We start from the raw sequence: 11,942 nt of genomic DNA on the forward strand, positions 1-11,942 counted from the left end.
CCCAGCCACCCACGGGGTGGGCACCAGGCCTCCATCTCAACCATCAACCCACCCCGCAACACGGGACAGGCCATATGGCATCGACTACTTGGCACACTGTTGAGTTCTCAAGGAACAGACGCGCATCCTTCCCGGACTTGTTCGGTCCGGCCCGGAGGCAACCTCTCTAACTTAGCCGCTTCGATCCTCACCGTCAAGCCGCCTTGCGTTGGCCTCACGAGGTTGGTCGAGCCGCGTCCAGCGCATCGCACTCGGCCGGCGACGTGGTCGTCGGCTCTACGAGCTCTGGGGGGTGTCACCTGCGGGACCAGCCACCGCTTCGTTCGCGGTGTCCGTTCCTCCCTGCCGGGCGACGACGAGAACATTACGCACGGGCCTGGCGAGAGCGCAAATCCGCGACGTGGTGACGGCGATCACCCTGCCTGCGCCGGGCATCTCTGCAGGTCAGGGCTGGATCGGGCACGCGACAGACCGCGGGCACGCGCCGGCGACCGGGCGGGCCTCAGTAGAGCGCGCTCGCCATCGCGCGGCGGGTGGCCATCACGCGGGGGTCGTCGGAGCCGACGACCTCGAACAGGTCGACCAGGCGCAGGCGCACGCGCTCGCGCTCCGGGCCGCTCGTCGCGCGCAGCACGTCGAGGAGGCGGTCGAAGGCGTCGGCCACCTGGCCACCCAGGATGTCGACGTCGGCCACCGCGAGCTGGGCGTCGACATCGGTGGGGTCGGCGGCGGCCGCTGCCCGGACCGTTGCGAGGTCGACGTCGCGGGTGCGCGTCAGCAGCCCGACCTGCGCGAGGCCGGCCCGCGCGAGGTCGTCGCGCGGGTTCTCCTTGAGCGCCTGCTCGTAGGCCGCCGTCGCCGCGTCGAGGTCGTCGCGCTCGATCGCGTCGTACGCCGCCTGGTGCAGGGGCGGCAGCTCGGGCTCGGGCGGCGCCGCCGGCGGCTCGTCGCCGGTGGCGGGCACGACGCCCGTGAGGCCGTTGGCCGCGGCAGCGGTGAGGACCTGGTCGATCACGGCGCGGACCTGGTCGCGCGGCGCGCTCCCCTGGAACAGCGGGAGCGGCTGCCCCGCCAGGACCGCGATCGCCATCGGCACCGACTGCGCCTGGAAGGCCGCCGCCACCTGGGGCGCCGCCTCCGAGTCGATGCGCGCGAGGAGCCAGCGGCCCGCGTCCTGCGCAGCCAGCGCCGCGAGGTCAGCAGCGACTTGCTTGCTCGCCTCCGACCAGGGCGCCCACAGGACCACCACCACCGGGTGCTGGGTGGAGCGCTGCACCAGGTCGGGGAAGCCCGCCTCGTCGACGTCCTCGACGTACGGGCCCGGGGCGGGCAGCCCGTTCGGGGAGCCGGGCGGCGTCACCGTGCGCGCGAGCGACGACAGGTCGATCGCGCCGCGGACGTCGAGACGGGGCTGCGGGAGGTCGGACTGAGCCATGCGCGTTCCTTCGTTGCGTCAGTGCCGCGGGGCCGAGGTCTGCCTGCGCGGTCGGTGGGGCATCTGGTGCGGGCGGTCGTGCGGACGGTCGTGCGTGCTGGTCGGCACCGAGCTCGGCGCCGCCATCGGGCTCACTCCGCCTCCGCCGTGGTGAGGACGAGCTCGCCCGCGAGCACCTGGATGGTCGCGTCCGAGCCGGCGGGCGGGACGTACAGGACCACGACGCCGCGGTAGGTGCGCTCGAGCGACTCGGAGACGCTGGTGGCGCCGGCGAGCGAGGCCAGGAAGTCGTCGGAGAGCGGGATCGTCGCGCCGTCGAGCGTGATGTCGATCGTCGACGTCGTCGTGAACGCGCCGGCGACGACCGCTCCCCCGTCGATGGTCTGCAACGCCGTGCCGAGCACGGGCGGCGAGTACGACGCGGTGGCCGTGCCGGCCTCGCCGATGCTGTCCTCCGCCTGCTCGTGCAGGTCCGCGATCTCGTCCTGGTACGGGCTGGCCGTGAAGTCGTCGGCGAACTCGGAGTCGTCGCCGCTCTTGAGCGTGCTGACGAACATCTTCAGCGCGTCTTCCGGCGCGAACAGGAGCGTCGAGTCGTCGTCCGCCGCCACGACGGGGCTGCCCTCGTCGGCCGGCGCCGTCGCGGGCATCTGCGCCCCCGGCATCAGCCGGGTCCAGCCCCACATCCGGTACGGGGCGCGGGCGTCGTCCTGGCGCAGGATCAGGATGCGCTGCGCCTGCAGGTCGTCGGGCTGCTCGGTCACGACGAGCTGGGTCCGCGCCCAGTCGGTGGTCTGCGGCACGACGCTCGCGAGCGCCTCGGTCGGCAGCTCCGTCGGCGGCTTGTCGCCGTCCGTCGCCGACGAGCGCACGTACTCGGCCGTGCGCATCTCGAGCGCCGGGCCCTCGATGCGCGGCGTGAGCGCGTCCGCGTCGAGCTCCTCGTCACCGTCGGCGAGCACGGTCCCGAGATCGGTCAGCACCGAGTCGGTCTGGTCGACCGTCAGTGCCGCCGGGACCACGGCCGGCGGCGGCGGCGTGACGACCTCGGGCGGCGTCGAGGCGCAGCCCGCCAGGACGAGCGCGAGGAGCCCGAGGCCCGCCAGCGTGCGACCGGTGCGGTTCGTCGCGGTCATCGCTCGCTCCCCTCGTCGTCGGCCTGGGCTCCGTCGGCGGGGTCCGGTGAGGTGGGCGGCAGGCCCCACGCGCGGCGCCAGGCGTCGGCGCGCGAGCCGGCGGACGGGTCCGCTGCGCTCTGGTCGGCGGGCGCGGCCGGCTCGGTCTTCTCGGTCTTCTCGGTCTTCTCGGTCTTCTCGGTCTGCGCGTCGGTCGCACCCGGGCCCGACCGCACGGGGCCACCCGGTCCTGCGCTCGGCGCGCCCGGTCGCGGCGACCACGCCGCCGTGGGCGCTCCCGCGACCGGCGGGTGCGCCCAGCTCGGGGCTCCACCGTGCGTCGTGGGCGCGTCCGGACCGGCCGAGGGACCGCCGGGCACCCAGCCTCCGGGGTGCTGCGCCGGCTGCGGCGGGGCGCCGGCAGCAGGTGACGTCGGGCCGGCGGGACGGGCGGCGCCGCCGAGCCAGGAGGGCCGCTGCCGCGCGCGGTCGGCGGCCGAGCCCGGCACCACGGGGGCGGTGCCGTCGGGCGTCACGTCACCGGACGTCGGGGCGGCCGAGGTCGGGGCGGCCGACGCCGAGGTGGTCTGCGCCGCCTTCGCGTCGCCGCTCGAGCCGGCCGCGGGGCCGGTGGCCGGCGTGGCGGGCGGGGACGCGGGACCGGCAGGGGCGCCGGGACGGGCGGCGGTCGAGCCGGGTCCGACGATGCTGATCTGCCCGGTCGGAGCGCCTCCGCGGAGCGCGCGCCGACTCACCGGGGCGGTCGGCGGCTGCGCCCGCACGGGATCTGACGCGCCCGTGGGGGCGCCCGCCGGCGCCGGCGTGCCGGCGTCGGTGCGCGGCCGCGACGCGGTCGGGCCGGCGGTGCCAGGGGCGGTGGCACCCGAGGTGGCGGCACCCGAGGTGGCGGAACCAGGTCCACCCGGAGCGCTCGGACCGGCCTGCCGCGGCTCACCGCTCGGCGAGGGCGCGGCGGTCGGCGGCGGCACGGTCGGCAGCGCGCCCGTGGTGACCCGCGGGATCTGGCCCGTGCGGCGGGACGCCTGCTCCGCCTCGCGGAGCTGGCGCCGGGTGAGCACCTGGCCCTCCCCGGTGACGACGGGCACGGCGCCGGTGTGCACGGGCTCCCAGGTGCCCGGCCGGGTGGCCGCCCGGCCGCGCAGCAGCAGCACGGCGGAGACGAGCGCCAGGAGCGCACCGACGACGACGCACGGCCACAGCCACGGCGTCGTCACGACGCGGGGCCAGGCGATCGACAGGGTCGGCGTGGCGTCGCCCGCGGTCGCGACGAGCAGGCTCCACCGGCCCGCCTCGGTGGGCCAGACGAGCTCGGCCGAGCCGTTGCCCGACGCCCGGGCGAACCACATGTCCGAGTCGGTCGGGTCCGGCGAGATCACCGCCTCCTCGTCGGACCCCTCGTCTGACGCGGCGGCCGTCCCCGACGAGGTCGGGGTGGGGCGGGCGCTCGTCGTCGCGGAGGCGGTGCTCGACGGGGTGCTGCTGGACGAGGCGCTGCTGGACGAGGCGCTGCTCGACGGGCTGCTGGTGGACGACGGGGTCGCGGACGGCGACGCCGACGACGACGTGGCGGCGGGCGTCGGGGTGGGCGCGGGTGCGGCGCCTGCGGTCGTCGCGAGCTCGTCCCAGGACGCGAGGCCGGTCACGCGCGTGTACGGGTCCTCGCCGACCCAGCCGTCGACGTCGTAGTCCCGGCCGACCACCAGGACGACCGGGGCCCCGCCGGGCGCCGTGACCCGGACGGTCGCCGGGTCACCGCCCACCTCGAGCACGCCGGGGTCCGTCACGACGAGCTGGGTCGACGACGTCGTCGTCGCGACGAGGACGTCGTCCGCGCGCCAGAGCGTCGCCGAGGCGACACCGAGGCCGATGACGACCAGTCCGACGACGCCGACGGCAGCCGTGATCACTCGCTTGCGCACGCACAGTCCTCTCAGGCGGAGAGAGCCAGGATAGGCGGACGATCAGGCGCGACGCCCTCCCGGACCGATCCGAGCAGGCCAGGAGGGGGCCCGTGCGGGGTCTCGGCACCGCCACGACCGGGTGACCGAAGACCCCCCGACGGGTGACGCCGACCGCGTATCCTGGCGAGCGGCCCAGGCTCGCGGTCGTCACCGGGCACGCGGGTCCACACCATCCGAGGAGGAACTCTCGTGCCCGACGCCAGGCCCACCTTCCCCGTCGTGAACTTCCGCGGGTACGAACGCGAGGCCGTCGACGCACGCATCGCCCAGCTCCAGCAGTCGCTGGCGGAGGCGCGGTCGCAGGTCGAGTCGATGGACGCCAAGGTGCTGCAGGTCGCCGGCGAGCTCTCCGAGGCGCACCGCCAGCTGCGCGAGGCCGAGCGCCCGACCTACTCCGGCCTCGGCTCGCGGATCGAGCAGCTCCTGCGCTCGGCGGAGGAGCAGTCGTCGGACGTCGTGTCCCAGGCCAACGCGCAGGCCGCGGACTCCCTGGCCCGGGCCAAGCTGTCCGCCGGGCAGCTGCGCGCCCGCGCGGAGAACGAGGTCGCCGAGCTGCTCGCGACCGCGCGCCGCGAGGCCGAGGAGGTCCGCTCGACCGCGTCCGCCGAGGCGGAGAGCACCCTGCTGGCCGCGCAGCGTCGGGCCGAGGAGCTCGTCGGCTCGGCCGAGCGCGAGGCCGCGCGCATCCAGAGCGCGATCACGACCGAGGAGGCCGAGCGCCGCACCACGCTCGAGCGCGAGCTGGGCACGCTGCGCGCGAGCGTCGAGCACGAGGCCACGCAGCTGCGCGTCGCCACCGAGCGGACCGCGAGCGACATGCGCCAGCTCGCCGAGACCGAGACGGCCGCCCAGCGCGCGGACGCCGAGCGCTACGCGCAGGACCTGCGCCAGAGCGCGGACGTGGACACCACCGCGCTGCGTGCCACGACCGAGGCCGAGGTCGCCGAGCTGCGCGGCGAGGCCGAGCGGTACGTCGCCGAGCTGCGCGCGACCGTCGCCCAGGAGGTCGCGCGCCAGCGCCAGGACGCCCAGACCGAGGCCACCGCCCTGCGCACGCAGGCGCAGGAGTACGCCGACGGCACCCGCGCCGCGGCCGACCGGGACGCGACCGCGCTGCACCAGCGCGTCGCGGGCGAGGTCGCCGCGCTGCGGACCGAGGCCGACCAGTACGCCGGGTTCGTGCGGGCGCAGGCCGACCGGGAGACGGGCGAGCTGCGCGCGCAGGTGTCCGACGAGGTCGCGGCCCAGCGGTCGCAGGCGGAGCAGGAGATCGCCGCGCTGCGTGCCGAGGCCGACCAGTACGTCGCGACCGTCCGCGCCGCCGCCGAGCGCGAGACCACGGAGCTGCGCGAGCGCACCGAGCACGAGGCGACGCACCTGCGGGACACGACGGAGCGCGAGACCACCGAGCTGCGCGAGACCACCGAGCGCGAGGCAGCCGAGCTGCGCGCCGCCACCGAGCGCGCGACGCGCGAGCAGCGCGAGCAGACGCGCCTCGACACCGAGCGGGTGCTGACCGAGGCGCGCCGGTCCGCCGGCGAGACCGTCGCCAACGCCAAGGCGCGGGCCGACGAGCTGGTCCGCACCGCGGAGCAGCGCCTGGCCGACGCCGAGCTCGAGATCGCGTCGAAGCGCGAGGCCAGCGAGCGGCACGACGCGGAGCGCCACGAGGCCGCGCGCGCCGAGACCGAGCGGCTGGTGTCCGACGCCGAGGCGCACGCGTCCGAGGCCGAGGAGCGCGTCGCGAAGGCGCTCGCCCAGGCCGAGAAGGTGCGGGTCGACGCGGAGAACCACGCCAAGGAGCTGCTCTCCAACGCGCGTCGCAACGCCGACCGCGTGGTCGCGGAGGCGCGCGAGCACGCCGAGAAGCAGATCTCCGAGGCCATGACCGAGTCGGAGCGCGAGCGGACGACGGCCGCGCGCCAGGTCGAGGACCTCAACCGCCAGCGCGAGTCGATCACGACGTACCTCGACGAGCTGCGCAACCTGCTGGGCCACGACCCCGACCGCGCCTCGCTCGAGCGCGCACGCCGCGTCGAGGCCGAGTTCGCGGCCTCGCACGGGCCCGCCGGCGGCGGGAGCGCCCAGGCGAGCGGCGAGGCGGCGCCCGCGAAGGCAGCCCGCCCGGCCGCGAAGGGCCGGCCCAAGTCCCGCCCGGCGCCGGTGTCCGCCGCCGCGCAGCAGCAGGCCGCCGCACCGGCACCCGCCGCGGACGACGCATCCACCTCGGGCGCGCCCGAGGCCTCGGCGTCGACGGCAACGGAGGGGAGCGCGGGAGAGCCGACGGCGCAGCAGGCCACGTCCGACGAGAGCAGCGGGTCCGGCGAGAGCGGCCCGAACAGCACCTCCGGCGAGAGCGGCACCTCCGGCGAGGCCAGCGCGCCCGACGCGAGCAGCCCGTCCGGCGAGGGCGACGCATCGGCGACCGACGAGCCGGCCGCGACCCGCTGACGGGTCGGCGACGGGCGACGAGACCGGCGACGCGGAGGTGACGGCGTGAGCGGCCCGGTCGAGAGCACGGCCGACGGCGTAGGCGACCGCAGGGGTGACAGTGGGGGCGACGGCGGGAGCAGCGACAGCGTGGACAACGGTCGGAGCGGCGTTCCCGCCGGGACCGACGCCGCCCGGTGGCGCGAGGAGCGGCGCGCCGCCGCTGCGGCGCACGCCGAGGCGCTCGAGCGACGGCAGAAGGGCGAGTCCGCGCGCGCGAGCGCGATGATCGCCGAGTTCGTCGCGGAGGCGGCGACACGCGGTCCCGCGCCCGAGCCGCTGCGCGCGCGCACCTACGACGGGCGCGCCCGCTACCGGACGTCGCTCGAGGGCTGGTACCTGCGGCTCGACGAGACGCTCGCCGTCGACACCGCGGGGCGGTTCTACGTCCTGCGGACGCCGCCGAGCCTCGTCGGACGCCTCCGCGGGGTGGTCCCCGAGCCGTCGGACCCGCCCCTGGTGCTCGGAGCCGGCGGCAAGGACGGTGAGTCCGTGGACCTGCGCGAGGCCCTCGACCGGCTGCGCGCGCAGCGGGGCTGACCCGCCCGGTCAGTCCGTGTCGCTGCGCTGCAGCAGCTCGCTCAGCGCCGCCGCGACGGCCGCGGGCTGCTCGAGCGCGGACAGGTGCCCGGCCTGCGGCACCACGACGAGCCGCGCGGCGGGCGCCGATGACGCCATGTGCTCGGCCGCGGCGACCGGGGTGACGGCGTCCTCGTCGCCGACGACCACCGCGACGGGCCGGCCGAACGCGGCCAGCACCTCGGTGCGGTCCGGCCGCGCCGCCATCGCGCGCTGCGACCACGCGACGCCCGCGGGCGCCTGGTCCTCGATCCACGCGGCGACCTGCTCACCCACGTGCGGCTGCGCGCTGCGGGTGGTCTCGCCGACGAGCGTGCCCGCCATGGGCCGCACCGGGTCGAGCGTCTCCCCGTCGGCCGCCGCGCGGGCCATCCGGAGCCGGTTGTCCCGGGCCTCGGGGGTGTCCGCGGTCGACTTCGTGTCGAGGAGCCCGAGCGCCGCGACGAGCTCGGGGTGACGCTCGGCGAGCGCGAGCGCGACGTAGCCGCCCATCGAGAGCCCGGCCACCACCGCGCGGGCCACGCCGGCCGCCGCCAGCTCGCGCGCGACGTCGTCCGCGGCCGCCTCGAGCGACGGATCGGCCAGCCCGGTGCCGCCGCCGGAACCGGGCAGGTCCGGTGCCAGCACGGTCCACGAGCCGCTGAGCAGCTCCGCGACGGGTTGCCACATGCGGTGGTCGAGCGGGAAGGCGTGCAGCAGCACCAGCGGGACCGGTGCGTCGCCCTCGCGCAGCACGTGCAGGGTCATGCGTCCTCCTCGGTCGCGTCGCCGCGCTCGTCGTCCTGCCGCGGCGTCCCGGTGGCACCGTCGGCGACGTCGTCCGGGGACGGACCGGCGGCCGGTGGCTCGACGTGCGCGGTCGACGACGGGCCGGACCAGGTGGTCGGCAGCGGGCCGTGGCCGGGCAGCACGTGCGCGACGATCTCGTCGAGCACGCGCCGCACCGCGGGCTCGCCCACCCACAGGTGCTTGGCGCCGTCCACGGCGATCACCTCGGCCTGCGGCACGCGCGCGAAGCGGGCGCGGGCCTCGTCGGGCCGCAGGTAGTCGTCGAGCTCCGGCACCAGCACGACGAGCGGGCGGCCGAAGTCGGCCCACGCGTCGAGGTCGGCGTCGGTCGCCCGGTGCAGCGGCGGCGAGAGCAGCACCGCGCCCTCGACCGACGGGTCGCGGCCGTGCATGAGCGCGAGCTCCGTGCCGAACGACCAGCCGACGAGCCACCGGTGCGGCAGGTCGTGGAACTCGGCGTACTCGATGGCCGCGGCGACGTCGAGCCGCTCACCCCGGCCCTCGTCGAACGCGCCGTCGCTGGTCCCGCGCGGGCTCGTGGTCCCGCGCGTGTTGAACCGCAGCACCGCCAGGTCGGCGAGCGCGGGAAGACGCCAGGCCGCCTTGCGGTACACGTGCGAGTCCATGTAGCCGCCGTGCGTGGGCAGCGGGTGCAGCGTCACGAGCGTCGCGGCCGGCGTGGCGGGCGGACCGTCGCTCCCGGCTCCGGCCGCGAGCGGCCGGGCGAGCTCGCCGACGAGGGTCAGCCCGTCGGCCGTGTGCAGCTCGACGTCCTCGCGGTGCGCGGGCAGCACGGTCAGCGAACGGATCTCGGTCGGGGTCCCGGTGGTGGCGCTCATCGCATCGAGCCTATGCCCGGGGCGCGCCCTGCTGCCGTGCGGCGCCCGGCCGTGGCCCGGCGGTGCGGGCGAGCGCAGCAGCGTGCTCGAGCACCACCGCCACGCCGTCCTCGGCGTTGGCGGGGCACGCGTGGCGCGCCGCGGCCCGCACGGAGCCGAACGCGTTGGCCACCGCGAACGACTCGCCCGCCCAGCCGAGCATCGGCAGGTCGTTCGGCGCGTCGCCGCACGCCCACACGTCCGTCGCGGCGACCCCGCGGCGTGCCGCCCAGTCCGCGAGCGCCGCCGCCTTGGTGACGCCCGCGGCCGACACCTCGCCCAGACCGACCGCGCCGGAGTCGGCGACGAGCGCGTCGCTCCCCACGGCGCGCTGCACGACCGTGGCGTGCTCCGGGCCGTGGTCGGTAGCCGTGCGGACCAGGAGCTTGAGGGTCGGTCCGGTGACCGCGTCCTCGATGCGGTCGACGACCGGGCTGCCCGGTGGCACCACGTGCTCGTCGAGGTAGCCGGTCTCCGCGGCGAACCCGACGAGCGTCTCGACCGCGAGGTGCACCTCGCCGAGCTCGGCGCGCAGCCGGGCCGCCAGGTCCGCCACGAGGTCGACGGCCATGCCGTGCGACGCGAGCACCCGCCCGGTGGCGACCTCGACGACGGCGGCGCCGTTGGCGCAGATCGCCACGCCGTGGCCGGCGACGTGCGGGGCGAGCTCCGCCACCCAGCGCGGCGGCCGCGCGGTCACGAAGACCACCTCGACCCCCGCGTCCTCGGCGGCCCGCAGCGCGTGCGCGGTGCGGGCCGAGACGGTGCCGGCCGGCCCCAGGAGCGTGCCGTCGAGGTCCGTCGCCAGCAGGCGCGGAGCACGCTGCGGCCAGCCCGCGTCGGGGCCGGGGCCCGCGGCGTGGTCCGTCGCCACGTCAGCGCCGCCTCGTCGGGGACCGGCGCCCGCGCGCCTGCCAGCAGGCCGCGTGCCAGTGCCGACGGTCCTCGACACCCTCCCCCTGCCACCCGTCGATGCGCCAGGCGACGACGTGAGCGAATCCCGCCGGCACGACCTGGTCGCAGCCCGGGCAGCGGTACTCCCGGTCACCGCCCCGCACGCGCTGGACCACCCACTCGCCGTCGGGCGACTCCTGGACGGTGCGGCCGCCCGTCGCCCGGTCGGCGTCGATCGGCACGTGCGGCGCGCCGTACGGGCGCTTGCTCGAGCGGCGGGCCATGACCCCGATCCTCCCCCGGCAGCCGGGCGCGCCGCGACGCCTCAGAGCGTGGCGGCCGACTCGACCGTCGGGATCGCGCCCGTGCGGACGAGCTCGGCGTACCAGTGGCCCGAGTCCTTGACGGTGCGCGCGAGCGTGTCGTAGTCGATGCGGACGATGCCGAACCGACGGTCGTACCCGTAGGACCACTCGAAGTTGTCCATGAGCGACCAGACGAAGTACCCGCGGACGTCGACGCCCGCCTCGCGCGCCTCGCCGACGGCGTCGATGTGGTCGTGCAGGTAGGACACGCGGTCCTCGTCGTGCACGCGGCCGTCCTCGCTCACCGTGTCGTAGAACGCGGCGCCGTTCTCGGTGATCGCCAGGGGCAGGTCCGGGTAGCGCTCGTGCAGCGCGACGAGCAGCTCGACGAGGCCCTCGGGCTCGATGTTCCAGCCCATGGCGGTGTGCGGGCCGGGCAGCGGCAGCCACTCCACCTGCGTCGCGCCCACCCACGGGCTGTGCGCCGACGAGCGGTGCCCGTCCGGCCCGGGCGTGCCGTCGCCCCCCGCGGGGGTGCCGTGCTTGACCTTGCCCGTCGCGTAGTAGTTCACGCCGAGCACCTCGAGCGGGACCTTGATCGTCTCGAGGTCGCCCTCGTGGACGAAGGACCAGTCGGTGATGCCCGCGGTGTCCGCGAACACCTCCTCCGGGTACGCGCCCTCGAGCAGCGGGCCCAGGAAGACCTCGTTCGCGATGGTGTCGATGCGGCGCTTCGCCTCGACGTCCTGCGGCGAGTCGCTCGCCGCACGCGTGACGTGCAGGTTGAGCGTGATCGACACGGGGGTGTCCTCGCCCAGGACGTCCTTGACGGCGCGCGCGGCCAGGCCGTGCGCGAGGTTCAGGTGGTGCACGGCGCGCAGCGCCTTCTCGTCGTCCGTGACACCCGGCGCGTGCACGCCGCTGGCGTAGCCGAGGAAGGCGGAGCACCACGGCTCGTTGAGCGTGGTCCACAGGTGCACCCGGTCGCCCAGCGCCTGCGCGACGCCGCGCGCGTACTCCGCGAACCGGTACGCGGTCTCGCGGTTCGCCCAGCCGCCCTCGTCCTCGAGGGTCTGCGGGAGGTCCCAGTGGTAGAGCGTCGCCACGGGCTTGATGCCGGCGGCGAGCAGCGCGTCCACGAGCCGCGAGTAGAAGTCGAGGCCCGCGGCGTTGAGCTCGCCCGTCCCGGTCGGCTGCACGCGAGGCCACGCGATCGAGAAGCGGTAGGCCTGCAGCCCGAGCTCCTTCATCATCGCGACGTCGGACTCCATGCGGTGGTAGTGGTCCGCGGCGACGTCGCCGGTGTCACCGTCCAGGACCTTGCCCGGCGTGCGGGCGAAGGTGTCCCAGATGGACGGCAGGCGGCCGTCGTCGTGCGCCGCGCCCTCGATCTGGTAGGACGCGGTGGCCGAGCCCCACAGGAAGTCGGCGGGGAACTGGCGGCCGGACGGGCGCGAGATCGTCATGGGTCGATC

The 11,942-nt window shown here is 76.4% G+C and carries 10 protein-coding genes; 2 read left to right on the top strand and 8 right to left on the bottom strand.

The annotated features are described in order from the left end of the window. Window positions 1–502 precede the first annotated feature (502 nt). From KIN34_RS00005 to KIN34_RS00015, 3 genes are all read right to left on the bottom strand, one after another. A complete protein-coding gene (locus KIN34_RS00005) occupies window positions 503–1,435 on the bottom strand; it encodes a tetratricopeptide repeat protein (RefSeq protein ID WP_214345692.1) in 933 nt (310 codons plus the stop codon). Window positions 1,436–1,566: 131 nt separating this feature from the next. Then, entirely contained in the window at window positions 1,567–2,571 is a 1,005-nt protein-coding gene (locus tag KIN34_RS00010) for a DUF8094 domain-containing protein (protein WP_214345693.1), read from the bottom strand. Then, window positions 2,568–4,490: a hypothetical protein gene (locus KIN34_RS00015; RefSeq protein WP_214345694.1), complete on the bottom strand. Its 1,923-nt coding sequence runs from the start codon at window positions 4,488–4,490 to the stop codon at window positions 2,568–2,570. The genes KIN34_RS00010 and KIN34_RS00015 overlap by 4 nt, the downstream gene beginning before the upstream one ends. Window positions 4,491–4,721: 231 nt before the next feature. Between KIN34_RS00015 and KIN34_RS00020 the strand changes: the two genes are divergently transcribed. Continuing rightward, window positions 4,722–6,983: a coiled-coil domain-containing protein gene (locus KIN34_RS00020; RefSeq protein WP_237689008.1), complete on the top strand. Its 2,262-nt coding sequence runs from the start codon at window positions 4,722–4,724 to the stop codon at window positions 6,981–6,983. Between the two features lie 129 nt (window positions 6,984–7,112). Next, window positions 7,113–7,562, top strand: a complete 450-nt coding sequence (locus KIN34_RS00025; protein ID WP_214345695.1) for a hypothetical protein — start codon at window positions 7,113–7,115, stop codon at window positions 7,560–7,562. A 9-nt stretch (window positions 7,563–7,571) separates the two neighbouring features. Here KIN34_RS00025 and KIN34_RS00030 read toward each other — a convergent pair whose 3' ends face one another. From KIN34_RS00030 to KIN34_RS00050, 5 genes are read right to left on the bottom strand one after another with little or no spacing between them, the layout of a single operon-like run. Next, the gene (locus tag KIN34_RS00030; protein WP_214345696.1) at window positions 7,572–8,348 is read right to left on the bottom strand and encodes an alpha/beta fold hydrolase; all 777 of its coding nucleotides are present in this window, start codon (window positions 8,346–8,348) and stop codon (window positions 7,572–7,574) included. After that, complete coding sequence (locus KIN34_RS00035; protein ID WP_237689009.1) at window positions 8,345–9,229, bottom strand: alpha/beta hydrolase; 885 nt, start codon at window positions 9,227–9,229, stop codon at window positions 8,345–8,347. The genes KIN34_RS00030 and KIN34_RS00035 overlap by 4 nt, the downstream gene beginning before the upstream one ends. Window positions 9,230–9,239: 10 nt before the next feature. After that, a complete protein-coding gene (locus KIN34_RS00040; protein ID WP_307858003.1) occupies window positions 9,240–10,142 on the bottom strand; it encodes an HAD family hydrolase in 903 nt (300 codons plus the stop codon). A 1-nt stretch (window position 10,143) separates the two neighbouring features. Next, window positions 10,144–10,446, bottom strand: coding sequence for an Rv1322 family protein (locus tag KIN34_RS00045; protein ID WP_214345697.1), 303 nt, complete (start codon window positions 10,444–10,446; stop codon window positions 10,144–10,146). 41 nt (window positions 10,447–10,487) lie between these two features. Beyond that, window positions 10,488–11,933, bottom strand: a complete 1,446-nt coding sequence (locus KIN34_RS00050; protein ID WP_214345698.1) for a GH1 family beta-glucosidase — start codon at window positions 11,931–11,933, stop codon at window positions 10,488–10,490. Between the last annotated feature and the right edge of the window lie 9 nt (window positions 11,934–11,942).

The sequence above is a fragment of the Cellulomonas fulva genome (genome assembly GCF_018531375.1).
GTDB classification, from domain to species: domain Bacteria; phylum Actinomycetota; class Actinomycetes; order Actinomycetales; family Cellulomonadaceae; genus Cellulomonas; species Cellulomonas fulva.